The organism is Aeromonas sp. 601027, assembly GCF_049174455.1.
Classification (GTDB): Bacteria; Pseudomonadota; Gammaproteobacteria; order Enterobacterales; family Aeromonadaceae; genus Aeromonas; species Aeromonas veronii_A.
The window spans coordinates 138,751-163,568 of sequence record NZ_JAAKTN010000008.1; the positions used below are offsets into that span (position 1 = coordinate 138,751).

Annotated in this window: 27 protein-coding genes; 17 read left to right on the top strand and 10 right to left on the bottom strand. The window is 59.0% G+C overall.

The features are described from left to right. Nucleotides 1–47: 47 nt before the first annotated feature. The 5 genes from G5193_RS12190 (at nucleotide 48) to deoD (ending at nucleotide 4,873) form a co-directional block, all read left to right on the top strand. Nucleotides 48–218 carry a XapX domain-containing protein gene (locus G5193_RS12190; RefSeq protein ID WP_005340467.1) on the top strand — a complete coding sequence of 57 codons (171 nt, stop codon included), beginning with the start codon at nucleotides 48–50 and terminating at the stop codon, nucleotides 216–218. A gap of 424 nt (nucleotides 219–642) precedes the next feature. After that, the gene (gene deoC, locus G5193_RS12195; RefSeq protein ID WP_005340468.1) at nucleotides 643–1,416 is read left to right on the top strand and encodes a deoxyribose-phosphate aldolase; all 774 of its coding nucleotides are present in this window, start codon (nucleotides 643–645) and stop codon (nucleotides 1,414–1,416) included. A 109-nt stretch (nucleotides 1,417–1,525) separates the two neighbouring features. Further along, nucleotides 1,526–2,857: a thymidine phosphorylase gene (gene deoA / locus G5193_RS12200; RefSeq protein ID WP_421206091.1), complete on the top strand. Its 1,332-nt coding sequence runs from the start codon at nucleotides 1,526–1,528 to the stop codon at nucleotides 2,855–2,857. A gap of 14 nt (nucleotides 2,858–2,871) precedes the next feature. Continuing rightward, nucleotides 2,872–4,080 carry a phosphopentomutase gene (locus G5193_RS12205; RefSeq protein ID WP_421206092.1) on the top strand — a complete coding sequence of 403 codons (1,209 nt, stop codon included), beginning with the start codon at nucleotides 2,872–2,874 and terminating at the stop codon, nucleotides 4,078–4,080. A gap of 76 nt (nucleotides 4,081–4,156) precedes the next feature. Continuing rightward, nucleotides 4,157–4,873, top strand: a complete 717-nt coding sequence (gene deoD / locus G5193_RS12210; RefSeq protein ID WP_040096807.1) for a purine-nucleoside phosphorylase — start codon at nucleotides 4,157–4,159, stop codon at nucleotides 4,871–4,873. Nucleotides 4,874–4,933: 60 nt separating this feature from the next. Here the strand turns inward: deoD and G5193_RS12215 are convergent, their stop codons facing one another. Next, nucleotides 4,934–5,569 carry an AhpA/YtjB family protein gene (locus G5193_RS12215; RefSeq protein ID WP_421206093.1) on the bottom strand — a complete coding sequence of 212 codons (636 nt, stop codon included), beginning with the start codon at nucleotides 5,567–5,569 and terminating at the stop codon, nucleotides 4,934–4,936. 119 nt (nucleotides 5,570–5,688) lie between these two features. Between G5193_RS12215 and serB the strand changes: the two genes are divergently transcribed. Both serB and G5193_RS12225 read left to right on the top strand, forming a co-directional pair. Beyond that, a complete protein-coding gene (gene serB, locus G5193_RS12220) occupies nucleotides 5,689–6,699 on the top strand; it encodes a phosphoserine phosphatase SerB (protein WP_216952868.1) in 1,011 nt (336 codons plus the stop codon). Nucleotides 6,700–6,727: 28 nt separating this feature from the next. Further along, nucleotides 6,728–7,633 carry an alpha/beta fold hydrolase gene (locus G5193_RS12225; RefSeq protein ID WP_216952869.1) on the top strand — a complete coding sequence of 302 codons (906 nt, stop codon included), beginning with the start codon at nucleotides 6,728–6,730 and terminating at the stop codon, nucleotides 7,631–7,633. A 38-nt stretch (nucleotides 7,634–7,671) separates the two neighbouring features. Here G5193_RS12225 and G5193_RS12230 read toward each other — a convergent pair whose 3' ends face one another. Continuing rightward, the gene (locus tag G5193_RS12230) at nucleotides 7,672–10,053 is read right to left on the bottom strand and encodes a PilZ domain-containing protein (protein ID WP_421206094.1); all 2,382 of its coding nucleotides are present in this window, start codon (nucleotides 10,051–10,053) and stop codon (nucleotides 7,672–7,674) included. Between the two features lie 100 nt (nucleotides 10,054–10,153). On the opposite strand from G5193_RS12230, the gene radA reads away from it, so the two are divergent. After that, a complete protein-coding gene (radA, locus tag G5193_RS12235) occupies nucleotides 10,154–11,521 on the top strand; it encodes a DNA repair protein RadA (RefSeq protein WP_005341318.1) in 1,368 nt (455 codons plus the stop codon). A gap of 56 nt (nucleotides 11,522–11,577) precedes the next feature. On the opposite strand, the gene G5193_RS12240 is transcribed toward radA, so the two are convergent. Then, nucleotides 11,578–11,958, bottom strand: coding sequence for a PilZ domain-containing protein (locus G5193_RS12240; protein WP_216952871.1), 381 nt, complete (start codon nucleotides 11,956–11,958; stop codon nucleotides 11,578–11,580). 101 nt (nucleotides 11,959–12,059) lie between these two features. Further along, nucleotides 12,060–12,542 carry a sigma D regulator gene (rsd, locus tag G5193_RS12245; RefSeq protein WP_216952872.1) on the bottom strand — a complete coding sequence of 161 codons (483 nt, stop codon included), beginning with the start codon at nucleotides 12,540–12,542 and terminating at the stop codon, nucleotides 12,060–12,062. Between the two features lie 337 nt (nucleotides 12,543–12,879). Here rsd and hupA point away from each other — a divergent pair, with 337 nt between their 5' ends. Continuing rightward, the gene (hupA, locus tag G5193_RS12250) at nucleotides 12,880–13,152 is read left to right on the top strand and encodes a nucleoid-associated protein HU-alpha (protein WP_005340484.1); all 273 of its coding nucleotides are present in this window, start codon (nucleotides 12,880–12,882) and stop codon (nucleotides 13,150–13,152) included. Between the two features lie 114 nt (nucleotides 13,153–13,266). Here hupA and G5193_RS12255 read toward each other — a convergent pair whose 3' ends face one another. From G5193_RS12255 to G5193_RS12265, 3 genes are all read right to left on the bottom strand, one after another. Then, on the bottom strand, nucleotides 13,267–13,710 hold the full coding sequence (locus G5193_RS12255; protein WP_005358045.1) for a PACE efflux transporter: 444 nt from the start codon (nucleotides 13,708–13,710) through the stop codon (nucleotides 13,267–13,269). 163 nt (nucleotides 13,711–13,873) lie between these two features. Further along, nucleotides 13,874–14,731 carry a hypothetical protein gene (locus G5193_RS12260; RefSeq protein WP_227341919.1) on the bottom strand — a complete coding sequence of 286 codons (858 nt, stop codon included), beginning with the start codon at nucleotides 14,729–14,731 and terminating at the stop codon, nucleotides 13,874–13,876. Between the two features lie 111 nt (nucleotides 14,732–14,842). After that, nucleotides 14,843–16,066 carry an Nramp family divalent metal transporter gene (locus tag G5193_RS12265; RefSeq protein ID WP_227341920.1) on the bottom strand — a complete coding sequence of 408 codons (1,224 nt, stop codon included), beginning with the start codon at nucleotides 16,064–16,066 and terminating at the stop codon, nucleotides 14,843–14,845. A 237-nt stretch (nucleotides 16,067–16,303) separates the two neighbouring features. Between G5193_RS12265 and rpsF the strand changes: the two genes are divergently transcribed. From rpsF to G5193_RS12285, 4 genes are all read left to right on the top strand, one after another. After that, nucleotides 16,304–16,690, top strand: coding sequence for a 30S ribosomal protein S6 (gene rpsF, locus G5193_RS12270; protein WP_005308887.1), 387 nt, complete (start codon nucleotides 16,304–16,306; stop codon nucleotides 16,688–16,690). 30 nt (nucleotides 16,691–16,720) lie between these two features. Next, a complete protein-coding gene (rpsR, locus tag G5193_RS12275) occupies nucleotides 16,721–16,951 on the top strand; it encodes a 30S ribosomal protein S18 (RefSeq protein WP_005308890.1) in 231 nt (76 codons plus the stop codon). Between the two features lie 52 nt (nucleotides 16,952–17,003). After that, nucleotides 17,004–17,450, top strand: coding sequence for a 50S ribosomal protein L9 (rplI, locus tag G5193_RS12280; protein WP_005340490.1), 447 nt, complete (start codon nucleotides 17,004–17,006; stop codon nucleotides 17,448–17,450). A gap of 101 nt (nucleotides 17,451–17,551) precedes the next feature. After that, nucleotides 17,552–18,292, top strand: a complete 741-nt coding sequence (locus tag G5193_RS12285) for a ferredoxin--NADP reductase (RefSeq protein ID WP_421206095.1) — start codon at nucleotides 17,552–17,554, stop codon at nucleotides 18,290–18,292. A 50-nt stretch (nucleotides 18,293–18,342) separates the two neighbouring features. On the opposite strand, the gene G5193_RS12290 is transcribed toward G5193_RS12285, so the two are convergent. Next, complete coding sequence (locus G5193_RS12290) at nucleotides 18,343–18,693, bottom strand: hypothetical protein (RefSeq protein WP_042053367.1); 351 nt, start codon at nucleotides 18,691–18,693, stop codon at nucleotides 18,343–18,345. Nucleotides 18,694–18,712: 19 nt separating this feature from the next. Continuing rightward, nucleotides 18,713–19,009: a hypothetical protein gene (locus G5193_RS12295; RefSeq protein ID WP_139494910.1), complete on the bottom strand. Its 297-nt coding sequence runs from the start codon at nucleotides 19,007–19,009 to the stop codon at nucleotides 18,713–18,715. Nucleotides 19,010–19,264: 255 nt separating this feature from the next. On the opposite strand from G5193_RS12295, the gene G5193_RS12300 reads away from it, so the two are divergent. After that, the gene (locus G5193_RS12300) at nucleotides 19,265–20,275 is read left to right on the top strand and encodes a Preprotein translocase subunit SecY (protein ID WP_421206096.1); all 1,011 of its coding nucleotides are present in this window, start codon (nucleotides 19,265–19,267) and stop codon (nucleotides 20,273–20,275) included. Between the two features lie 54 nt (nucleotides 20,276–20,329). On the opposite strand, the gene G5193_RS12305 is transcribed toward G5193_RS12300, so the two are convergent. After that, entirely contained in the window at nucleotides 20,330–20,497 is a 168-nt protein-coding gene (locus G5193_RS12305; protein ID WP_005308905.1) for a hypothetical protein, read from the bottom strand. Between the two features lie 56 nt (nucleotides 20,498–20,553). On the opposite strand from G5193_RS12305, the gene G5193_RS12310 reads away from it, so the two are divergent. From G5193_RS12310 to G5193_RS12320, 3 genes are read left to right on the top strand one after another with little or no spacing between them, the layout of a single operon-like run. Then, nucleotides 20,554–21,531, top strand: a complete 978-nt coding sequence (locus G5193_RS12310; protein ID WP_421206097.1) for an NADP-dependent oxidoreductase — start codon at nucleotides 20,554–20,556, stop codon at nucleotides 21,529–21,531. Beyond that, nucleotides 21,528–21,965 carry a YqaA family protein gene (locus tag G5193_RS12315; RefSeq protein WP_421206098.1) on the top strand — a complete coding sequence of 146 codons (438 nt, stop codon included), beginning with the start codon at nucleotides 21,528–21,530 and terminating at the stop codon, nucleotides 21,963–21,965. The genes G5193_RS12310 and G5193_RS12315 overlap by 4 nt, the downstream gene beginning before the upstream one ends. A 27-nt stretch (nucleotides 21,966–21,992) precedes the next feature. Further along, nucleotides 21,993–24,806, top strand: a complete 2,814-nt coding sequence (locus G5193_RS12320; protein ID WP_421206099.1) for a M16 family metallopeptidase — start codon at nucleotides 21,993–21,995, stop codon at nucleotides 24,804–24,806. Nucleotides 24,807–24,818 lie beyond the last annotated feature (12 nt).

Sequence of the window (24,818 nt, forward strand, 5' to 3'; positions counted from 1 at the left end):
GTTTTCCTATCTAAACTAATAATAAAATGAGTCAAATCGGAGGTTATATGAATGAAGTGCTACTGGCGATGGTGGCCGGCTTTATAGTTGGTTTGTTGTTTTCTTTCCTCAAATTGCCGATCCCGGCGCCTCCCGTTTTATCCGGGGTAATGGGGATCGTCGGGGTCTATCTGGGGGGATTGGCCTACTCCTGGATCCTGACTCGTTTCTTTTCGTAAGGCTTTTATAGACCTGGATTTGCCAGATGTGAGGTACCTCTGAAATTGGCAAATCTGGCTTGCAAACAGGGGGTATCTCGGCTGAAATAGGCGTTGCCAGCAGGGTGCTGGCAATGACTAATACTCGATGAAATCGGGTGTTGGCGGTCAAATGGAATTGATTGGGAAGTCGGGTCAGATGTTGTCGGCCATTCTCAAGTCTTCATGGAACCAAGTCCGCACTTTTGTAAGAAAGTGACAGGGCTCTTGCCTTATTTACAGTCGCAGTGCCTGCAGGGTGTTTTGAATAGCATCCCGATAGTGCCGGTACCTTCGCACTGTAATTCCATTCCCGTATAGCTGGGGATTACTGCCTGTGCATCCATCGCTGGATGGTATGGTGGTGCCCGGTTATCTGGATTAAATCGAGACTTTGGAGAACAGAATGACTGATCTGAAAGTGGCCGCTCAGCGCGCCCTGAACCTGATGGACCTGACCACCCTGAACGATGACGACACCGATCAGAAGGTGATCGACCTGTGCCATAAGGCCAAGTCACCGGCTGGCCTGACCGCCGCCGTCTGCATCTACCCCCGTTTTATCCCTATCGCTCGCAAGACCCTGCGTGAGATCGGCGCTGCCGACGTACGCATTGCGACCGTGACCAACTTCCCGCACGGCAACGACGATATCGAGATCGCCGTGGCCGAGACCCGTGCCGCTGTCGCCTACGGTGCTGATGAAGTGGACGTAGTGTTCCCGTATCGCGCCTTCATGGCCGGTAATGAACAGATCGGTTTTGATCTGGTCAAAGCCTGTAAAGAGGCCTGCGGTGCCAACGTGCTGCTGAAAGTGATCATCGAAACCGGCGAGCTGAAAGAAGAGGCGCTGATCCGTCGCGCTTCCGAAATCTGTATCGATGCCGGTGCCGATTTCATCAAGACCTCCACCGGCAAGGTGCCGGTCAATGCGACCCCAGAAGCGGCACGCATCATGATGGAAGTGATCAAGGCCAAGAATCCGAAAGTCGGCTTCAAGCCTGCTGGTGGCGTGAAAGATGCCGCCGTTGCCGGTCAGTACCTGGCCATGGCCGAAGAGATCCTCGGCAACGACTGGGTATCCGCCCGAACCTTCCGCTTTGGTGCATCCAGCCTGCTGGCCAGTCTGCTGGCCACTCTGGGGCATGGCGACAAGCCAGCCAACACCAGCGGTTACTAATAGGTTGATGAGAGGGCGGACGGCTGTCCGCCCTGTTAGCCCCCACCATGCGGTGTGCGGGCAAGGATTCAGGCTTGTGTAACGCCAGCAATGGCGGAGGGAATGAAAGATGTTTTTGCCTCAAGAAATTATTCGCAAGAAGCGCAACGGTGAAGCGCTCAGTACCCAAGAAATTCAATTCTTCGTTCAGGGCATTACCAACAACACCATCGGCGAAGGGCAGATTGCCGCGCTGGCGATGGCGGTCTACTTCAAAGACATGACCATGGATGAGCGGGTTGCCCTGACCTGCGCCATGCGCGACTCCGGCATGGTATTGACCTGGGATCACCTCAATCTGGGTGGCCCGATTGTCGACAAGCACTCCACCGGCGGGGTGGGTGACGTTGTCTCCCTGATGCTTGGCCCGATGGTCGCTGCCTGCGGCGGTTTCGTGCCGATGATCTCCGGTCGTGGTCTGGGCCATACCGGCGGTACCCTCGACAAGCTGGATGCCATTCCCGGCTACCAGACCTCGGTCGACAACGACCGTTTCCTGAAAGTGGTGAAAGAGGCGGGCGTGGCCATCATCGGCCAGACCGGCGATCTTGCCCCTGCTGACAAGCGTATCTATGCAGTACGTGACATTACTGCAACCGTCGAATCCATCGCCATGATCACCGGCTCCATCCTCTCCAAGAAGCTCGCCTCCGGGCTCGAAGCGCTGGTGATGGATGTGAAAGTGGGCTCCGGCGCCTTTATGCCAACCTTCGAAGCCTCCGAAGAGCTGGCCAAGAGCATTGTGGCCGTGGCCAACGGTGCCGGTTGCCGCACCTCTGCGCTTTTGACCGATATGAACCAGGTGCTGGCCTCCAGCGCCGGTAACGCGGTGGAAGTACGTGAAGCGGTGCGTTACCTGACAGGTGAATACCGCAACCCGCGGATCCACGAAGTGACCATGGCGCTGTGCGCCGAGATGCTGATCTCTGCCGGTCTTGCCAGCGACGAGCGCGATGCCCGCACCAAGCTGCAGGCGGTGCTGGATAACGGCAAGGCAGCCGAGATCTTCGGTCGCATGGTGACTGGTCTCGGTGGCCCGGCCGATTTTATGGAGCGTTATGACGCTTACTTGCCCAAGGCTGCCATCGTGCGCCCGGTCTTCGCGGCCAACAGCGGTTTCGTGACCGCCATGGATACACGCGAGCTGGGTCTGGCCGTGGTGGCGATGGGCGGTGGTCGCCGCGCTGCCGGTGACAAACTTGATTATGCGGTCGGTCTGACCGACTTTATCCGCCTGGGTCAAAGTGTTGATGCTGACAAGCCGATCGCGATGATCCACGCTCAGACTGAAGAGCAATATGCTCAGGCTGCCAGCATGGTGCAGGCGGCTGTTCGGATTGGTGGCGAGCGGCCGGAAGCACAGCCTGAAGTGTACCGCCGTATCACCTTGGCCGATTTGTAACAAGGGGAAGACCCATGAAACGTACCTTTATTCTGATGATGGACTCTTTCGGTATTGGCGCTGCTGCCGACGCCGACAAGTTCGGAGATGTGGGCGCCAACACCCTTGGCCATATCGCCAAGGCGTGTGCGGCAGGTGAAATTGAAGGCCGTGGCGCCCTCAATCTGCCGAACCTCAACCAGCTGGGTCTGGGCCACGCCTGCGAGCAGGCCTCCGGCTACTTCCCGGAAGGGCTGAAGAAAGATATCGAGGTGGTCGGTGCCTACGGCTTTGCTCAGGAGCTCTCCTCCGGCAAGGATACCCCGTCCGGTCACTGGGAGATCGCCGGCGTGCCCGTGCTGTTCGAGTGGGGCTACTTCAAGGATCACCACAACAGCTTCCCGCAGGAGCTGCTGGACGCCATCGTCGAGAAGGCTGGTCTGCCGGGCTATCTCGGTAACTGCCACGCCTCCGGTACCCAGGTGCTGGACGATCTGGGCGAAGAGCACATGAAGACCGGCAAGCCGATCCTCTACACCTCTGCCGACTCCGTGTTCCAGATTGCCTGCCACGAAGAGACCTACGGCCTCGAGAAGCTCTATGAGCTGTGCCACATAGTGCGCGAGCTGCTGGAGCCCTACAACATCGGCCGCGTGATTGCGCGCCCGTTCGTGGGCACAGGCAAGGGCAACTTCAAGCGTACCGGCAACCGCCACGACTACTCAGTGCTGCCGCCGGCGCCGACCGTGCTGGATTACATGAAAGATGCGGGTGGCCAGGTTGTCTCCATCGGCAAGATTGCCGACATCTATGCCCAGCAGGGCATCACCAAGCAGGTGAAAGGGACCGGTCTGACCGAGCTGTGGGATCGCACGCTGGAAGAGGTGAAAGCGGCCGGTGACAACACCATCGTCTTCACCAACTTCGTCGACTTCGACTCCTCCTACGGCCACCGCCGTGATGTTGCCGGTTATGCCGGTGCGCTGGAGTATTTCGATTCCCGCCTGCCGGAGCTGTTTGAGCTGCTGCAAGATGGCGACGTGGTGGTGCTGACTGCCGACCACGGCTGTGACCCGACCTGGGGTGGTACCGACCACACCCGCGAATACATTCCGGTGCTGTTCTTCGGCAAGCCGGTCAAGGCTGGCTCTGTCGGTCGTCGCGAGACCTTTGCCGATATCGGCCAGAGCATCGCGGCTTACCACGGCCTGCCGAAACTGGCGTACGGTACCAGCTTCCTGTAATTTACCCGCCCGCCACTTCGGCGGCGGGCAATTTATAAAACAATAAAACTCAACCTAGTGTGAAGGAATCAAGAGAATGGCAACTCCTCATATCAATGCGAAAGATGGCGCCTTTGCTGATACCGTGCTGATGCCGGGCGACCCCCTGCGCGCCAAGTACATCGCTGAAACTTTCCTGGAGAACGTCGAGCAGATCTGCGACGTGCGCAACATGTTCGGCTTTACCGGTACCTACAAGGGCCGTCGTATCTCCGTAATGGGCCACGGCATGGGTATCCCCTCCTGCTCCATCTACGCAAAAGAGCTGATCACCGATTACGGTGTGAAGACCCTGATCCGTGTGGGCTCCTGTGGTGCCGTGCGTGAAGACGTGAAACTGCGTGACGTGGTGATCGGTATGGGTGCCTGCACCGACTCCAAAGTAAACCGTCTGCGCTTCAAGGATCACGACTTCGCTGCCATCGCTGACTTCGACCTGGTTGCCAATGCCGTGCAGGCCGCCAAGAACAAGGGCGTTGCCGTGCGCGTCGGTAACATCTTCTCCGCCGACCTGTTCTACACCCCGGACCCCTCCATGTTCGACGTCATGGAAAAATACGGCATCCTGGGTGTCGAGATGGAAGCCGCCGGTATCTACGGCGTGGCCGCAGAGTACGGTGCCAAGGCGCTGACCATCTGCACCGTCTCCGACCATATCCGTACCGGTGAGCAGACCACCTCTGAAGAGCGTCAGCTGACCTTCAACGATATGATCGAAATCGCGCTGGATTCCGTCCTGTTGGGCGACAACTAATCCCGCAGCCTCTGGAACCATGCAAAAACGGCGACCTCTGGTCGCCGTTTCTTTATCCGTTTACTGCGCCACATCATTGTTGGTTGGCGGCGGGGAGGGTGGAGGACTTCGTTTTTTGTGCTTGCGCACTCGCATATAGTTGCGACGAATGCCATAGGAGATAAGCAGACCTGCCAGCAGCGCAATCAGCAATATCAGCCGCTGTTTCTCCTGAATCGTTTTGAGTCTGGTGTCCTTGTCCGCCAGCATCTGCTGCTCTTCCAGGGTGATGCGCAGGTAGCCCAGTGTCTGATCGCCATCCAGGACCTCCTGTACGAACTGGATCCGCCCCTTGCCTTGTTCCGGCATCGATTTGTTATTGTCACCGATGGGTAGCAGGCTCTCCAGCGGTACGGCCTGTTCCGACTGGGCGAGGGGAATGCCGCGTCCATCATAGAGTGTGACATCGAGGATCTCCGGCTCGGTCGCCAGATCCCGGGCCAGCCGTTCCAGCTCACTGCTGTTCTCCTCCTTGATCCAGCGCTTCATGTCGCGGGCAGCATAGGCGACCAGTGCCTGGGCGCGGTTGCGTGCTTCGGTGTGCAGCGCAGCCTGGCTCTCTCCCTGCATATGAAGGAGAACAACCAGTACCCAGCAGCCGAGCAGCAGGCCGGCTACCAGACTGAGTACACGTTTGATGGGAAGATGACGCTGCAAGCGCGAGACCTCATGCTGACAATGAGTGCCGGATCTTGGCGCTTGCCTGCGCAAAAAGCAATACGCTACTCTGGGTCAGCATTGTTAACCCCCTGATCACCAAGGAAGGCGTATCTCTTATGTTGTTGTCCCGGCTCCCCCCTCTGTTATCCGATTGGCCTGCGTTGTTGTCCGGCTCACCCTGTTGGCAGCTCAACGCCGATGCGTTGCAACCGACAGAGACCCCGCAGGCGGGCGGCTGGTTGGTACTGTTTGGCAAGGGGCTGGGCGCCTCCCATCTGACGCATCTGTCACCACTGTTGGCTGCGCAGGGGCTGGTGGCCACCCTCTATCCTCCCACCGAGGTGACGGAGGTGCCGCTGCTGCTGCTTGGCTGCGATCGCTTCTCTTCCGAGTTGGTGGCCGAGCTCAAGAGCGGTGAGTGGGAGATCGATCTCTGCCACCTGCCGGCACTACCCACCCTGAGCGAACCCGGCCTGTTGGTGATGGACATGGATTCCACCGCGATCCGTATCGAGTGCATCGACGAGATCGCGCGGCTGGCGGGGGTCGGCGATCAGGTGGCGGCGGTAACAGCTGCTGCCATGCAGGGCAAACTGGAGTTCTCCGACAGTCTGCGCAACCGGGTGGCCCTGCTGGCTGGAGCGCCGGTCACCATTCTCGACGAGGTGGCCGCCAACATGCCGTGGATGCCCGGCTTGCAACTGATGGTCGATACCCTCAAAGAGGCTGGCTGGAAGGTGGCCATCGCCTCCGGCGGTTTTACCCGTTTTGCCGGCGAGTTGCAGCAGGCGCTGGGGCTCGATGCTATCTTCGCCAACGAGCTGGCGGTGGAAGGGGGTCAGCTGACTGGCAAGGTGAGCGGGCGCATCGTTGATGCCAGCGTCAAGGCCGAGGTGTTACAGCAGCTTGCTCAGGAGTACGGCATTGCTGCCGCCCAGACCGTGGCCATCGGCGATGGTGCTAACGATCTCAAGATGATGGGCGTGGCAGGTCTTGGGATTGCTATTCATGCCAAGCCGCTGGTGCGGGCGCAGGCTGCGGCCACCCTCAATCATCACGATCTGGAGGGGGTGATCTGCCTGCTGGCGGCGCGGGCCTGCAGCGAACAACGCTGGGACAAGCGCTGACTGTGTTTCAAGGAGGAAACCAATAAAAATGGAATTGTTGCAGCAGTCTCTGTTTATCCCCTGTGGCGCCCATCAACTGCATGTTCGCCACATCAAACCCCGGGTCGCCGTGCATGGCGAGCCGATCCTGATGGTGCACGGCGCCATCGAGAACGGCCGCATCTTTTACACCGAATCGGGCAAGGGGCTGGCTTGTTTTTTGGCCCGCCACGGCTATCAGGTCTATGTGGCTGATTTGCGGGGACGGGGGCTCAGCACTCCGGCCATCGCCGAGCAGGCGGAGCACGGCCAGCACGAGCTAATCACCGAGGACTTGCCCGCCCTGCATCGCTGGATTGCCGAGCGCCATCATGGCTTCAAGGTGCACTGGGTGGCCCACTCCTGGGGTGGCGTCATCATGGCCTCGACCCTGGTGCGCTTTCCCGAGCTGGCGGAGCAGGTGGCCAGTCTGCTGTTTTTTGGTACCAAACGCGGCGTGTCGGTGCACAATCCCGAGCGCTGGCTGAAGGTGGATCTGATCTGGAATCGGCTGGCCCCCTGGCTGGCTCGCCGCCGTGGTTTTCTGGCTGCTCGCACTCTGAAGATAGGTGCTGACGACGAGCCGCTGCGCTATCTGCAGGAGACCATCCCCTGGGTCAAGTGTGGCCCCTGGCGGGATCCTCACGACGGTTTTGCCTATGACGAAGGGGCGGCACGGGTCAACTGGCCGCCACTCTGGATGATCTCTGCCAGAGCCGACAAGGTATTGGGCCATCCGACCGATGTGCGCCGTTTCAGCGACGAGATAGGCTCGGCTGCTCGTCACACCCGCCTGGGGCGTGATAATGGCAACCGGCTTGACTATGACCACATCAATATGCTGACCGCCCCGCAGGCGCAGGAGGATCACTTTCCCCGGATCCTGGAATGGCTGCTCAATCCGCAGGCAGCATGACAAAAAACAGGGCACATAGTGCGCCCGTGTCGATGGGATCAGCGGGGCGGCTGCGTGATGCCGAACCGGAACAGAGTTGCCTGGGTGGTGTCGGTCAGCTCGCCAACCCCCACGACACTCCACAACTCCTCTTCCAGCCGCTTTGCCTTGTGAATGGCGAACTTGGCGATGTAGTCCAGCTCATTGGCAATGAAGTTGGTGTCGGGGCGTCCGGTGCGGGAGATGCCGACCAGCACCGAGTAGAATTCTCCCTGCTGCAGTGCCAGCTCGATGAACTGGCGCTTCTCTTTTAGGTTGCTAAAGCTGCTGGCGAGGCGGCTGGTGAAGATGGGGAGGCCTGCCTTGGTCTGGATGCTGGCAATATAGACCTCATCTTCACGCGGTTTGTCCTCCCGCTCGATGGCTCGCAACGGATTCATCAGCAGCTCCTTGAACAACTCCCCCTGAAACAGCGGATAGAGGTTCTCCTGCTCAGGTTGCTCGGCACAGGCGGTTAACAGTTGTTGCAGGCTGCGCGGAGTGAGTGACTTGCCGATGGCGGCTGGCTTGGGGGCACCCTTCAGTTTGTTGATATAGACCGGTGAGTTGAACAGGTGGTGGGTGTAAATATTGCGCAGGGCTCGCGCCAGTCCGCGATAACGGCGCTGCTCCTGCGCCGCCTTGAGCTTGTTCTGGTTGCTCTCGATCAGCAGGCTGAAGAACTGACGACCGGTATGACGATCGGAATCCCCGTCGATACAGAGGTGCAGCACGGTGCGAGTCATGTTGAGACTAACCAGCCGGTAGGAGAGATGCTGCAGATCCATGCTCTTGGATAACTCCTGCAGACGGGGCAGGGCGATGGTCACCACATCGTTTTTCTCGCCGATAAAGGCATCTTCCAGCTCGACCTGCAGGCCATGGGCAGAAATATCTCGGGTCCAGCCAAGCCATGACTTGCCATTGTGATGGATGGCAACGGCTGTTTTGTGGATATAGCGCAGCTCCTTGCGCAACTGGACATAGTGCAGGGATTCAATCTCGAAGGGGGCAACGCCCAGCTCGTGACCAAAACGTTGCAATTCATTGGCATTATTGCCCAGCTCGCCCTCCGGGCGGAACTCCTCCCGTTGGGACTCCAGACTGATCTCCTGCAGCAGGCCGCAATACCCAATCAGTTTGAGACGTTCGAGTAACAGAATATCCTGCAGTTGCGAATTTTCGACCCCCTGCAACTGCCCTACATCTGCCTCCAGCGATTCACACGCCTCCAGTGAAAACTTGTAGACACGCCAGCTGGGACGTCGGGAGCCCACCTGGAAGAAGAGGGCGGTGAGACCACTCTGGCGCAGCTCTTCAGCAGTGGCAGAGAAGAAATAGATATGGCTGCGTACCGTGTGGGTGAAGCAGTAGATGAGGGTTTCGGTCGTGGTGCCGGGAGCAGGGCAGAGGCGTTTCATCCGTTTTGCTGAGAAGAGTCCCGCCAGGGCATCGCGGTTTTTCTCGTCGCGCCAATACTCCAGCAGGTGCTGGTTGTTCTCGGTGCGCAGTGCTATCTCGAGTGAGGGACAGTCTCCTGTGCTGAAGAAGAGCGGCATGCCGGTCATCCGTGGCAGGTAGAACTGCTCATATCCCTTGATGATGGCGGCGGAGAGCAGATAGTCGACGCTGACCCGATAGCGGATCTTGTTGGCTTCGATAAAGTCGCTGAGGAAGGCATCGAAGGCGGGCTGCTCACCGGAGCGTACCAGCCTCAGCCAATACTTCCCTTCCTTGCTCTCTTCACCGAGGATCTGGTAACCGACCGGCTGATGCAGCACCGGATTGGGGTGATCCCGCTCCAGACCGGTAAAGAAGACCTCGACCTGAGCGCCGGTCTGGTAATTGGGCAAATAGGGGACCGAGACTCTCATGCCGCCGAGGGAAAGATCGGAACTTTTGGCGAACAACTTCTCCCCGTCATGAAGTTTGATGAGCAAGGGCGAGCTGAAGTGCATCCGCTCTTGTCGTCGCCCGTAGTAACTGGCAAAGACGATGGTGTTGACGTCGTATTGCCGGAAGGGGCTGACAGGGGGTTGCAGCAGGCCATCCACCCGGGCGTGGTGATGGTTCTTTTGCCATTGTTGCAGCGCTTCGTAAACGCCAAGGGTATAGGCGTCACGGTAGAGATAGCACTGGGACTGAAACAGTCCGATGGCCTCGGCCGGCATAAAGTGGGTGATACCGTCGAACTCGTGCACCAGGCACTCGTCCTCCAGTTCATCGCGCATGTCGATAACCCTGCGGCAAGGGGAGCATTTGCGATTGAGCTCCATCTTGATCAGAAAACGGCCGTTACTGTTTTCGTCCTGGGTCAGACGGTTGAAGATCTCTTCGAAATCTTTCTCCCGCAGCAGGGGTACAAGTTGTTCAATCAGATGTTGTTGGTGTACTGAATCCATGTGTTCCTGCCACGGAAAGTCACTTTTCCGATTCTGGGTTTGATCTGTCGGTCGCAAACAAGTATATCAAGCAGGAATTCATCCTGTCCCCGAGTTATCAATGGCTAAAAATAAAACTGCTTATGTTTGTTCCGAATGTGGTGCCGACTTCACACGCTGGCAAGGTCAATGCAGCGAGTGCAAGGAGTGGAATACCATCACCGAGGTACGCCTTGGCTCCGTCACTCCCGCAGGCAAGAGTGCCCGTTACACCGGTTATGCCGGCGCGGTCGGCAGTCAGGTACAGACACTGGCAGAGATCGCCACCACCGAAATCCCCCGTTTTACTTCCGGTTTCAAGGAGTTGGATCGGGTGCTTGGTGGCGGTGTGGTGCCCGGCTCGGCGATTCTGATCGGTGGTAACCCGGGGGCGGGTAAATCGACCCTGCTGCTGCAGACCATGTGTGGTCTGGCAGAGCGGATGAAAACTCTCTATGTCACCGGTGAGGAGTCGCTCCAGCAGGTGGCAATGCGGGCCAACCGCCTTGGTTTGCCTACCGACAAGCTACGGATGCTCTCCGAGACCAGCGTTGAGCAGATCTGCCTGATTGCCCAGCAGGAGCAGCCGCAGATCATGGTGATCGACTCCATTCAGGTGATGCATGTGGCGGATGTCCAATCTTCTCCCGGTTCGGTCTCACAGGTGCGTGAGGCAGCAGCGTTACTGACCCGTTACGCCAAGCAGAACCATGTGGCCATCTTCATGGTGGGTCATGTGACCAAGGATGGCAGTCTGGCTGGCCCCAAGGTACTGGAACACTGCATCGACTGCTCTGTGCTGCTTGACGGTGGCCATGACTCCCGTTTTCGGACTCTGCGCTCTCACAAGAACCGCTTCGGTGCGGTCAACGAGCTGGGGGTCTTTGCCATGACTGAACAGGGGATGCGCGAGGTGAGCAATCCCTCCGCCATCTTCCTCAGTCGGGGGCAGGAGCAGGCGCCCGGTTCCATCGTCATGGTGATCTGGGAGGGCACCCGGCCGCTGCTGGTGGAGTTGCAGGCGCTGGTGGATTACTCCCAGCTCTCCAACCCGCGTCGGGTAGCGGTGGGGATGGATCACAACCGGCTCGCCATGTTGCTGGCGGTGCTGCACCGTCACGGTGGGCTGCAGATGGCGGATCAGGATGTCTTCATCAACGTGGTTGGCGGGGTCAAGGTCGAGGAGACCAGTGCGGATCTGGCGCTGCTACTGGCGATGGTCTCCAGTTTCCGGGATCAGGCGCTGCCCAAGGATCTGGTGGTGTTTGGCGAAGTGGGGCTCTCAGGGGAGATCCGTCCTGTCCCCTCTGGTCAGGAGCGGCTGCAGGAAGCGGCCAAACACGGTTTTCGTCGTGCCATCGTGCCGCACGCCAATGCCCCCAAGCATCCTATCGAGGGGATGGAAGTGGTGCCGGTCAAGAAGTTATCAGAGGCGCTCGAGGCGTTATAACCGTAGCAATAGAGGCTGAATGAACAGAAAAGAGCACCATGTCTGGCCGGGCGTCGTTACGACTGGTTGTGCTCCTGATGCTCGTTCAACAGCTGTTCCAGCTCCCGATGCAGCAGCTCTTCGTCACCTACGTTGAGCTCTATCATCCGCTTGAGGTGGGTGGCACTGTCGATGTCGATGTGGTGGCAGTAGAACCCCAGCTTCTTGCTGGCTTCATGGGTTAGCTCGACCTGCATCTTGATCTCGATGTCGCTGCCACTCAGGACAAAACTGAGCTGGTACTCCTTGTTGTCACGGCTCTCCCAATCATCCGGTCGGATTAACAGGGCGCCCTGCAGGGATATGTCGACAAGCTGAGTCTGCCACTTGTGCTCCCCCTGGGTGAGTTCGGCCGTGGTCAAATAGAGGATCCGTGCAAAACGGCGGCGCTCAGACATGCTCATCTCCTAGTTTGGAATCAGCTGGACACAGGGAATCATTGCTCTGAGTGTAATGCACCTTGGCTGCCAGTATCTTGAACTTGCTCCGAAAATAGCAATCAGGCTTGCTGGGCACTGAGGAACTCCACCACATGGAGTGCCTTGACCAGACGATCTTCCTGTTTGAAGCGATCCTCCAGTACCGGACCCAATTCGTTGAGGTCATCATCGAGCAGTAGCAGTTGGGCCTCGTCGGCATCACTGTATTTGTCGTTGAATTCGAGGGCAAACTCGGTAGTGGCACGAATATGGGGATAAATGCGCTTGGCCAGCTCCAGTGTTTCGCCGCTGGCTTGCTCGAAGGCGGTGACGACGTGGTGGTAGATCTCGAAATGGCCCGCGCTGACATAGTCGACTAGGCGGTCGCAAAACTGATGCAGCTCTTCTGTTTTGGGCAGGCTGCGTTGCTTGGTCCGCGCCGGAGTAAGGCCTGCCAGCTGCATGTATCCAACCAGCAACGCTTGCCTTGCATCCAGCCAGTCGTCGATAGCTTTATGCTTGCCTGCCAGCGCCTGCTTGGTCTGTTCCAGTTTCGTCAACATAATCCCTATCCCTCCGTGGGGCAAAGGCTGGCCGATTGTTCGGTATTCCGAGCCGTTTGAGCAGTGACACAACCTATAACTAGGGAAAATCTGGGCAAGCGTCAATAGCCATGGGGGGATAATGTTAAGTGGCGAAGAAATAGTCAGCGGATTGTGTCTGCGTGCTAGCAGGTTTCAGGCCTGCTCACGGTTTTTCGCGTGTGGAATGTGACTATTTCCGCAGATCTTGATGAAAACCCCAGCGTTTGACGCGTTCGGCTCGATAAAGGCTTTGCCTGTGCGTTTTTTTTTGCATAGAGTGACCCAGCGCTAAATGCCCGATCATAAAGGAAATGTTATGAACAAAGCTCAACTTGTCGATGCGATTGCCGCCAAAGCAGATCTGAGCAAAGCTCAGGCCAAAGTGGCTCTGGAAGAGATCATCAATGGTATTACCCAGAGCTTGAAAGAAGGCGATGCTGTGCAACTGGTCGGTTTTGGCACCTTCAAGGTCACCCACCGCGCAGGCCGCACCGGTCGTAACCCGCAAACTGGTAAAGAGATCCAGATTGCTGCTGCCAACGTGCCTTCATTCGTGGCTGGCAAGGCTCTGAAAGACGCCGTCAAGTAAGTCCGAAAGTCTGTTTTGTCCAATGCCAGTCAGCTTGCTGACTGGCATTGTTTTTATGGGATTCTCCCATCCTTCCTGACTTTTCCTTTTGTCGGCCTCGTTGCGGCTGAGGCCTTATGCCGTTTGCGGGTTGGATGGCAGCGGCCAGATCCGCTCATAGGCCCAGGTAAAGACCATGATGTAGACGAGGTAGAAGGCGACGAAGCCGAGATCCAGCATCAGGGCGTCCCACACTCCCAAATCGAGCCAGAACATGACGCAGGGGAGGGAGAGCATCATAAAGCTCGCCTCATAGCCAAACGCGTGCAGGAAGCGGTCCAGTGGTCGCTTGTTAGTGCGTCCGCAAAGTTTGAGCAACCCCTTGTCGAACAACAGGTTCCAGCCGTAGGTCCAGGCGGTGGCGACGATGGAGAAGAAGATGGCCAGTGAACCGACCTCGGCGACGCCCTGACCGAACAGCTGGCTGATCAGCGGTGCGACCAGTGCCAGCCCGATGCCTTCGTAGAGAACCAGATAACGAAGTCGATCGGGGGTGGTGCGTAGTTGGGTACTACTCATGGGGATGTGCCTCCTGTGGGAGGCGCATTCTAATCAGGGAGTGGTTAAAAGAGAAGCATCGGCCCGTCATGACGGGCGTTGAGGGGCATGATGATGCCCCCTCATTTGCGATACGTCTCTATTGCCAACTTGGGCGTTAGCCCTGAGTGGTCAAGTCTGCGACTCAGGCGCCGGTTGGCGTGACCCGGGTCAGCATGGCAAAGCCCTCTTCCACTTGAGTGAGCTCTACCTTGACCTCTCCCAACTCGGCGAGCGAGGCAACATGGGTGCCGCCACAGGGGATGGTGACCTCCTGGCCTTCCAGCGAGCAGTGCCAGTAACGGGAGTCGATGATCGCCTCGCCGGCCCGGCTTCGGCGAATGTCAGCTCCGCTTGCTACCCAGTCGGCCAGTTGTTGGTTGACTTTCTCTTCAATCAGCGCCAGATCTGCCAGCAGCGCCTCGCTGTTGACTCCTTTCTTGCGCAGGCTCTTGCCGATTCGGTACTGCTCCCACGATCCGCAAGGCTCGACCCGCGAGCTTTGAATAGCAAGACGATCGAAGTCGGGCTGGCCCAGTGCATCGCGCTCGCTTACCTCCTTGCGCCAGTAGGGAGTCAGTACTCGATTGAGCGCCAGCGCGGCCAGATGGCAGCCGCTATGGCCCAGACTCAGGGCGTGGCGGGCAGCGCTATCTACTTGCAATTCGACCTGGCTGCCAACGGCTAGCGCGTGGTCACCGGTCATTGGATGGACCACCACGAAACGCCACCCTTCAGCCCCCCGTTTTACCGGAATCGCAGTATCGACAAACAGCTTGCCATCCGGGCTGATAGCCCCCATCCGGCAAGGGCCAATGGCGGCTTCGCCCCCTTCCCAGCGAGCATGGCCCACATCCCCCGGCTGATCGGGCCAGAGGTGGCTCTGGGGATGAAAGGGGGTGAGGTCGGTGACCAGCAGTGTGGTGTCGCCACGCTGACAGCAGACCACGCTGGCTTGCTCCTGATGATGGCCCAGCACGAAGCTGACTCGGGTATGTTCCATGGCAAGGCTCCCGCAACGATAAATGAGAAAAGAAAGCGGCAGCATACGCCAAAGTGCGAAGAGGCTCATTAACCAGAGTTAATGAGCCCCTCTTCTCGGTTTGACGGTTCGCTAGATCATGGCGACCAGCAGGTAGGCGTTGAGCCCGATCACCAGGGCGACGATGAGGCGGCCGACCGCCTGGGTCACCGGGTGGTTGCGATACTCCCCCATCAGGGCGCGATCGCCGGTCAATATCAGCAGCGGGATGAGCGCCAGCGCGATGCCGAAGCTCAGCACCACCTGGCTCAGCACCAGGATCTCGGTGGTGTTGAGGCCCATGGCGATTACCACGAAGGCAGGGGCCATGGTGATGGCGCGGCGCAGCCAGAGCGGGATGGTGAAGCGCACGAAGCCCTGCATCACCACTTGGCCGGCCAGCGTGCCCACCACGGTAGAGCTGATGCCGGAGGCGACCAGCGAGAGGCCGAACAGAGTCGCGGCCGCCTGACCCAGCAGCGGGGTGAGGGTCTGGTAGGCCGACTCCAGCTCGGCTACTTGCTGGTTGCCGGAGCTGTGGAAGGCGGCCGCCGCCATGGCCATCATGGCCAGATTGACGAAGCCGGCGATGGTCATGGCAATCGCCACATCGACCCGGGTGGTGTGCAGCCGCTGGGGGACCGAGCCCTGATCCTGGGTGTGCTGGGTCAGTGCCGAGTGCAGGTAGATAACGTGGGGCATCACGGTGGCGCCGAGCACGCCGGCCGCCAGATAGACGGCGTCACTGTTGGGCAGGCCGGGGAAGAGGGCGCCCTCCAGCAGGCTAGGCAGATGGGGGCGGGAGAACACCAGCTCGACGATGTAGGCCGCCGCCACGAACAGCAGCAGGCCGCCCACCACGAACTCCAGCGGTTTCTGGCCGCGGGATTGCAGCATCAGGATCCCCCAGGTCACCACGGCGGTGATGCAGGCCCCTTCAAGCAAGGTCACGCCAAGCAGCAGCTTGAAGCCGACGGCGGCGCCGATAAATTCGGCGAGATCGGTGGCCATGGCGATGATCTCTGCCTGCACCCAGTAGGCCCAGACCGCCGGTTTCGGCAGTCGGTCGCGGATGTGCTCCGCCAGATTTTTGCCGGTGACGATGCCGAGTTTGGCCGAGAGGGTTTGCACCAGCATGGCCATCAAGTTGGCCCATACCACTACCCAGAGCAACTGGTAGCCAAAGGTAGAGCCCGCCTGAATATTGGTGGCGAAGTTGCCCGGGTCGATATAGCCGATGGCGGCGATAAAGGCAGGCCCGAGCAGGGTCAGTTTGAATTTGCGGGCTGGAATCGTAGTCGTCAGTGCGGGTTGCATGGCATCACCCTCCATAAGGATATGGAGAGAGAATAGATCTAAATGATAATCGTTATCAATTGTTGTTTCTGATGATTTCCATCGGGAAAAACATTTAAGGCGGTCAGTTGCAGTGAGGGATGTGATTTCGTACAATACGCCGCCCTAGAAAAGCAGCGACTAAACACCTTTATGTTCCTTGCCTCCGAGGTCTGGCTGCACCTGGGCGGAGGCTGAATTAATCCGTAAGGAGCTAAAATGCGTCATTACGAAATCGTCTTCATGGTTCATCCGGACCAGAGCGAGCAAGTTCCCGGCATGATCGAGCGTTACACCGGCGCCATCACCACCTCCGGTGGTACCATTCATCGCCTGGAAGATTGGGGCCGTCGTCAGCTGGCTTACCCGATCGACAAACTGCACAAAGCCCACTACGTTCTGATGAACGTAGAAGCAGAGCAAGCCGTTATCGATGAGCTGGAAACCAACTTCCGCTTCAACGATGCCGTTATCCGCAACATGATCATGCGCACCAAGCACGCCGTGACTGAAGTTTCTCCGATGGCCAAGGCCAAAGAAGAGCGCTTCACCCGTCGTGACGACGAGCGCCGCGAAGAAGCTACTGAAGCTGCTTCCGAAGAGTAATTCTGGATCACTGACTAGAGGATAAAGGCCATGGCACGTTATTTCCGTCGTCGTAAGTTCTGCCGCTTCACCGCCGAGAACGTTACCGAGATCGACTACAAAGATATCGTTACTCTGAAAAACTACATCACTGAATCTGGCAAGATCGTACCGAGCCGTATCACCGGTACCCGCGCCAAGTATCAGCGTCAGCTGGCACGCGCCATCAAGCGTGCTCGTTACCTGGCTCTGCTGCCGTACACCGATCTGCACAACAAGTAAGAATCGGCCCGGCACTTAAGCCTAACTCAACGAAATTTATAGAGGAAAGGTAATGCAAGTTATCCTGCTCGACAAAATCGCCAAACTGGGCGGTCTGGGTGACCAAGTTTCCGTGAAATCTGGTTATGCCCGTAACTACCTGATCCCGCAAGGCAAAGCTGTTATGGCCACCAAAGCCAACATCGAAGCTTTCGGTGCTCGTCGCGCTGAGCTGGAAGCCAAACTGGCTGCCAACAAAGCTGCTGCTGAAGAGCGTGCTGCCAAGCTGGCCGAACTGGCTACCGTGGTTATCGCTTCCAAGTCTGGCGACGAAGGCAAGCTGTTCGGTTCCATCGGTACCCGTGACGTGGCTGAAGCCATCACTGCTGCCGGCGTAGCCGTTGCCAAGAGCGAAGTCCGCATGGGCAACGTTCTGCGTAACACCGGTGACTACGAAGTTGCTGTTCAGCTGCACGCTGACGTTAAAGCAACCGTACAGATCCAGGTTGTTGCCCTGTAATAGCGATTCGCTTTTGCAGAAAAAACCCGCGCTCTTGCGCGGGTTTTTTATTTTCCGGCCCGGGGGTAGAGTGAAGGTCTGTTCCACTGGAGGAGATCATTATGGCTTGGGTAGAAGGTCGCGTCATCGAACGCATCGAATGGACACCCACCCTGTTCTCCCTGCGGGTAGCGGCCGAGCTGGTCCCCTACAAGGCAGGCCAATTCACCAAGCTGGCCCTCGAGCAGGGCGATCGCCGCATTCAGCGCGCCTACTCCTTCGTCAATCCCCCCTCTGCGCCATACCACGAGTTCTATCTGGTCGAGATCCCGAGCGGTGAGCTGACTCCGTCCCTTGGCTTGCTGCAAGCGGGCGATACATTGCTGGTGCAATCCCAGGCCACCGGCTTCCTGACGCTGGATGAGGTGCCCGCCGGGCGCGATCTCTGGCTGCTCTCGACTGGCACTGCCATCGGCCCCTTCCTCTCCATGTTGGCAGATGGGGAAGCCTTCAACCGTTTCGAGAATCTGGTGCTGGTGCACGGGGTGCGCAAAGGCGAAGAGCTGAGCTATCAGGATTTGATCGCCAGCTTTGCCGAGCAATATGGCGAGCGTTTTTGCTATGTCCCCTTTGTCAGCCGCGAGCCTTGGCCCGATGCAATGGCAGGGCGGATCCCGGCGACTATCGCCAATGGTCAGCTGCAGGCTAGAGTGGGGTTGGAGTTCTCACCCGAGCTGAGCCAAGTGCTGATCTGCGGCAATCCGGAGATGGTGAAAGAGACCCAGCAAACCTTGCTGGCGCTGGGGTTGGCCAAGAATCTGCGGCGGGCACCGGGCAATATCAGTGCGGAGAATTATTGGTAAAACAATCAGCACAGGGGCGCCAGGCCCCTGCTGGATAAGGAAAGGGGAGGTCAGTTTTTCTTGCCGTTACCCTTGTTTTTATCCTTCTGTTTGTCGTGACCCTGTCCCGGGTTATTGCCGCTGTGGATGCTGCGGTTGTAGTGATCCCGGTACTTGCCATCCATCTTGTCGCAGTTGAGTTTGATCCGGCTGTCGCCAATGCCAAGATCCAGACAGTTGTCTTGCCACCAGTCGTACTCCTTGTCATCCCAGTCGAGATTGATCTTGATGTCATCACCGGAGATCTTGATGCCATCGCTATTTTTGCTTGGCGGTGCCGCAACCGCGATGCCGTGCGCCATGAGCAGGGAAAGCAGCAGGGCGCCGCGTCGGATAACGGGGTTGTGTTTAGCTTGGGTCATCGCAAGGGTACTCCTGTTGTTACTGGTCGCTCTGCGAGTTGGCAGGGACCTGGTTGGTTTTCGGTGGCTGGTTGCGATTCTCTTCATCTTCCAGATTGAATTTGACCGCCTTGCAGTCGACGGTGGAGGTCTCCCCGATATCCAGAGTGAGGCAGTCGTTCTGGGTCCAGCCGAACTGTTTGTCATCCCAGTCCAGATTGAATTTAAGCTCATCGACGGAAAATTCGGTGCCACCGCTCTCTGGATATTGCTGTGTCGCAGCGGCGCCGCCGGTAACCAGAAGAAGGGAGAGTAGCAAGGTGGTCGTACTGTTCATGATGGCCTCGGATAATTGCAACGGTGGATGAGTGTACGGATCTGGGCTGAACCCGGGCGGAATCGCACCTCATCTCACCACATGATCAAGTCAGGGAGGAATTGTATCGCTTTTCTGCTGCCGATTTGTCCGTTTTGGTCGCACTCTGGGCAGCTGGTTGCCAATCTGAAGGAATTCAGTCATTTGCCCTTCTCTGTGCGAGTCTGGCGACTATAATCGGCAGCCAACTGTTCCTGCACAGCACACCCCTTCATCATGACCACACAGGACTCCTCCACACAGCGCTACCCCAAGGGGTGGTTCGCTCTGACGACGGTATACAGTTTTACCGGATTGGCCATTCTGGCCTCCATTATCTTCTCCCTGCTGCTGTTCCTCTCCATCGATGACAACCCGATGATGAAGTGGCTGTTCGGCGGCTTGGCCATCATCTTCGAGCTGGGCAAGTTTTACGTCTGGTACGAGTACGGCGAGCGCAAGGCGCGGCGGGATTTGAGTGGTGCTCTCTGGTCGCTGCTGTTTTACAGCGTGCTGGCGGCCATATCCATCGGCGGCAGTATCGGTGGCATCAACAGCGCCACCAATACGGTGTTGAGCCAGCAGGCGCGCCACGAGCGGGAGCTTGCCCGTTTCGACGAGCAGATCGCCAGCATCGAGCGGCAGATCCAGCTCAACGAGGAGGCGGCCCGCAAATATATCGAGCTGGAGCGCATCTCCAGTGGCGTCTCCTCGTTGCAGCACGCCAACACCAAGCTGCGCTTGCAGCAGGATGAGCTGCGTCAGCAGCGCGATGCCAAGCCGGTCAACGAACAATCCTCCATGCTGGGGCTGATGAGCAGTCTGGCGGACGGGGTAGGGATGAGCATCAGTCAGGTGCAGTTCCTGCTGGTCTGCTTCCTCTCGGTGCTGCTCGACGTGTTCGGTGCCTTTTTCGTCAGCCTGATCGGCGAGGAGAACCGCTTTCGCCGGATGTGGCGCTGGCAGCAGGATCAAGCTCGCAGAGAGGCGCAGGAGGCGTTGGCGATGGCAGCCCAGCCTGAGCCCATGCTGCCGCCCGAGCCCGCCCCCGAGGTGCTGGCGCAGGTGCGCGGTGCGCTGGTGAGCGGTGAGCTCAAGTGCAGCAAACGCTCGGTGGCACAGGCTTTGTCACTCTCGCTGGAGGAGGTGGATCGTGTGTTCCACCATCTGCTGTCGCAAGGGGTGCTGGGGCAGGGGAGCAATCGACACTACTACCTAAATCCGGCGCTGGAGCAGCAACCCGGATAGTGAGAAGGCCACCGGAACGCGGTGGCCTTTTTCGTTATCGAGTGGCTGTGGCACTCAGTGAGTCAGCACCATCATCAGGCTGAGGAAGGCGGCCAGTCCGCCACCGATGCCGATGATCCAGTAAAACCCCTTGGCCCCCTGTTTGAGCGGGATGCGGAAGTAGAGCAGAAACGCCCACCACCCCAGTGCCAGCAACAGAGGAATAAGAAACATTCGAGCCATGGTGTCCTCGCTGTTATTCTGTTGACCCTTGATCAATCAACAGGACGGATTGTGCAATGACGCAACTACAGATTACCGCATTCGGTGACCCCTCGGTACTCAAGCTCAACCCTTCCCTCGATAAGGTGCCAGCCGATGGCGAAGTGCGGGTGCGCATCTGCTTTGCGGGGGTCAATCCCATCGATGCCAAAACTCGCGCCGGTCTTGGCTGGGCGGCTGCCCAGAACAAGGACAAGCTGCCCTGGACACCGGGTTATGACGTCTCCGGCGTGGTGGAGAAGCTGGGCCCCGGCGTGACCTCGCTGGTCGAGGGGGATTTGGTGTGCGGCATGGTCGGTTTTCCCCTCGCAGCCGGTGGCTACGGGGAGTCTGTGGTGGCAAGCGAGAGTGAGCTGGTCAAGCTCGACGGGGTGAGCCTGCAGCAGGGGGCGGCGCTGCCGCTGGCCGGTCTCACCGCCTGGCAGGGGCTGCTTGAGCACGGCGGCCTCCAAAGCGGTCAGCGGGTATTGATCCTCGCCGGTGCCGGTGGGGTCGGCCATCTTGCGGTGCAGTTTGCCAGCGCCTATGGCGCCGAGGTGGTGGCCACCGCCAGCCCCGACAACCATGGCTTCCTGCATGCACTGGGGGCGCGCTGGATGGTGGATTACCATGATGCGAACTGGCCAGCACGGGTGGTGACAGAGGCCGGCCAGGTCGATCTGGTGCTGGATCTGGTGGGCGGCGAGAGCGGCAAGGCGGCGCTGGCCTGTGTCAAGCCGGGTGGCCGTCTGGTGACGGTACCCACCATCACTGCCCAGCAGATCAAGGATGCAGGGGCAGCGGCGGGTATCGAGGTGGTCGGCATGCTGGTTCACCCTGACCAGAAGCAGCTGGGTCAGATGTTGATGCTGCTGCGTCAGGGGGAGGTGAAGGTCACCCTCGCCGGTGAATTCCCCCTGGCCGAGGGGGCGCTGGCCCATCAGGCCATCGAAGGGGGCCATGTGCGCGGCAAGCTGCTGCTGCGGATGTCTGCGGCCGATGGCTATCCCGGATGAGCGAGATGATGGATATGGGGCTGGGGTGGCTCTTTTTAAGTGCATTCACCTCCGCCACCCTGCTACCCGGTAGCTCCGAAGTGCTGCTGGGGGCCATGGCGGCCAAGGGGGAGTGGAGCATGGCGAGCCTGCTGCTGTGGGCGACGCTGGGCAATACCCTCGGCTCCATGACCACCTGGTGGCTCGGCTGGCTCGCCACCTTCAAGAAAAAACCGGAAGATTTTCAAGGCCGTGGGGAACAAAAAGCCCTCGGCTGGCTCAAACAACATGGTCACTGGTGTCTGCTGCTTGCCTGGACACCGGTGGTCGGTGATGGTCTCTGTCTGTTGGCCGGTTGGCTGCGCCTCTCCTTCTGGCGCTCTTTCATCCTGATCGGGCTCGGCAAATTGTTCCGTTATGCCCTGGTTTTTCTGCTGGCCAGTCACATTTTCTAGCCTGTTTTTGTCACTCACGAGGTTACCGTGAACAAAGTCATACCTTTAACGATTCTGCTGGGCTTCACCCTGCCGGTGCTGGCGGCACCGACCCTGATCGCCGAACAGGGCAAGGAGGAGGGCAAGCTCGCCATCCCCTACCAAATGTACAAGCTGGACAACGGCCTGACCGTGATCCTGGCCCCCGATCGCTCCGATCCGCTGGTGCACCTCGATGTGACCTATCACGTCGGTTCATCCCGCGAGACGGTCGGCAAGTCCGGTTTCGCCCACTTCTTTGAGCACATGATGTTCCAGGGCTCGAAACACGTCGGTGATCAGGAGCATACGCGGATCATCAACGAGGCCGGTGGCGACATGAACGGCACCACCAACAAGGATCGCACCAACTACTACGAAACTGTGCCGGCCAACCAGCTGGAAAAAGTGCTCTGGCTGGAGGCGGATCGGATGGGCTTCCTGCTCGATGCGGTGAGCCAGAAGAAGTTCGAGATCCAGCGCGCCACCGTCAAGAACGAACGGGCCCAGCGGGTCGATAACCAGCCGTACGGGCTGGTGAGCGAGAAGGTGGGGGAGGCGCTCTATCCGCGTACTCACCCCTACTCCTGGCAGCCTATCGGTTACGTGGAAGATCTCGACCGGGTCGATGTGAACGACCTCAAGCAGTTCTTCCTGCGCTGGTATGGCCCCAACAACGCCACCCTGACCCTGGGCGGCGACTTTGACAGCAAACAGGCCCTCGAGTGGATCGAGAAGTACTTCGGCTCCATCCCGCGCGGCCCGGACGTGGCCGAGCCGACGCCAAAGCCGGTGACCCTGCCCGAGACCCGCTACGTGACGCTGCAGGACAAGGTGCACTTGCCGCTGCTCTATATCAGCTACCCCACCGTCTCCCTTGGCGATCCGCAGGAGCCTGCGCTCGACATGTTTGCCGACGTACTCGGCGGTTCCGCCAGCTCCATGCTCTACCAGTCGCTGGTGAAAACCGGCAAGGCGATCGATGTGGGGGCGTCCCACTACTGCGAAGAGCTGGCCTGTACCCTGACCGTCTACGCCTACCCCAATCCGTCACAGGATGGCAGCCTCAAGACCCTCAAGGGGGAGGTGGACAAGGTGATCGGCGAGTTCGCCCAGCGCGGCCTCAAGCCGGAAGATCTGGAGAAGGCGATCGCCAAGTACCGCGCCTCCGCCATCTGGGGTCTGGATAGCGTATCCGGCAAGGTGAGCCAGCTCGCCATGGGTCAGGTGTTTGCCCAGGACCCCAACTATGTGTTCAAGACGCTGGATGCCATCGGCAAGGTGACACCGGAGCAGGTGAAGGCCGCCTACGACAAGTTCATCGCCGGCAAGCCGGCGGTGGTGCTGAGCGTGGTGCCCAAGGGCAAGACCGAGTGGCAGGTTGCCACCCCGAACTTTACCCCCGCCAAGCGCGAGCTGCCGGATTACAGCAAGCATGACGAGGCGCTGGCCGAACGACCGGTAAAAGACAATTTCGATCGCAGCATGCAGCCCAAGGCGAGCGAGGCGGTGAGCGTCAAGGTGCCCGCCATCTGGCACGGCAAGCTCGACAAGAACATCGAGATCATCGGCACCAAGAGTGACGAGATCCCCGCGGTCTCCATCATGATTGCCCTGCCGGGCGGCATTCGTGCCGAAGATAAGGGGCAACTGGGGCTAGCCAATCTGACTGCCGCCATGATGGGGCAGGGCACGGTGCGCCTGACCGAGGCTCAGCTGAGCGACGAGCTGCAAAAGCTGGGGTCTTCCATCGATGTCTCCAGCGCCCAGTACAACAACCTCATCACCGTCAGCTCGCTGGCGGACAAGTTGCCCCAGACCCTGGCGCTGGTGCGCGAGGTGCTGGAGCGCCCGGGCATGCGGGAGGTGGACTTCGAGCGGGTCAAGGCGCAGCTGCTGCAAGGAATGCAACAGGCCCAGCAGCAACCCGAGTGGCTGGCCGGGCAGGCTTTCCGCGAGCTGGTCTACGGCAAGCAGAACCGCCTCGGTCAACCTACCGACGGGGTAGCGGCCGATGTGGCCAAGCTGACCCTGGCGGACGTGAAGCACTTCTATCAGGCCTACTACAACCCCACCAACGCCAAAGTGGTGGTGGTCGGTGATGTGGACCAGAAGCAGATCGAGGAGCAACTTGGCTTCCTGACCGAGTGGAAGGGGGCAACGCCGACCCTGGGAGATCTCAAGCTCAAGGGTGAGCAGGCCAAGCCGGGCATCTATCTGGTTGACAAGCCGGGGGCCCCCCAGTCGGTGATCCGCATCGGTCGTCGCGCCATGCCGTTCGATACCACGGGGGATTACTTCACCGCCGGGCTGATGAACTTCAACCTGGGTGGCAACTTCAACAGCCGCATCAACCTCAACCTGCGGGAAGACAAGGGCTACACCTACGGCGCCAGCTCGGGTTTCTCCGCCAACCGCGAGGTGGGCACCTTCGCCACCGGCGCCAATGTGCGGGCCGATGCGACCGTGGATGCCATCCGCCAGTTCCTCAAGGAGATGGACAACTACCGCAAGAGCGGCCCGACCCCGGTCGAGCTGGCTTATATGCGCAGCGCGGTCTCCCAGCAGGATGCCCTCTCTTACGAGACCTTGGGCCAGAAGGCGGGCTTCCTGCTGCAGATGGTGATGTATGACCTGAAGCCGGACTATGTGCAGGCCCAGAACAACCTGATCAAAACGGTGTCGCCCGAGGCGCTGAAGGCCAGTGCCGCCCGTTGGCTCAATCCGGCCGACATGGTGATCGTGGTGGTGGGAGACAAGCAAAAGCTTGAAAAACCCCTGAAGGAGCTTCATCTTCCCATCTATCCGCTGCAGTTGCCGTAACTGACGCTTTAT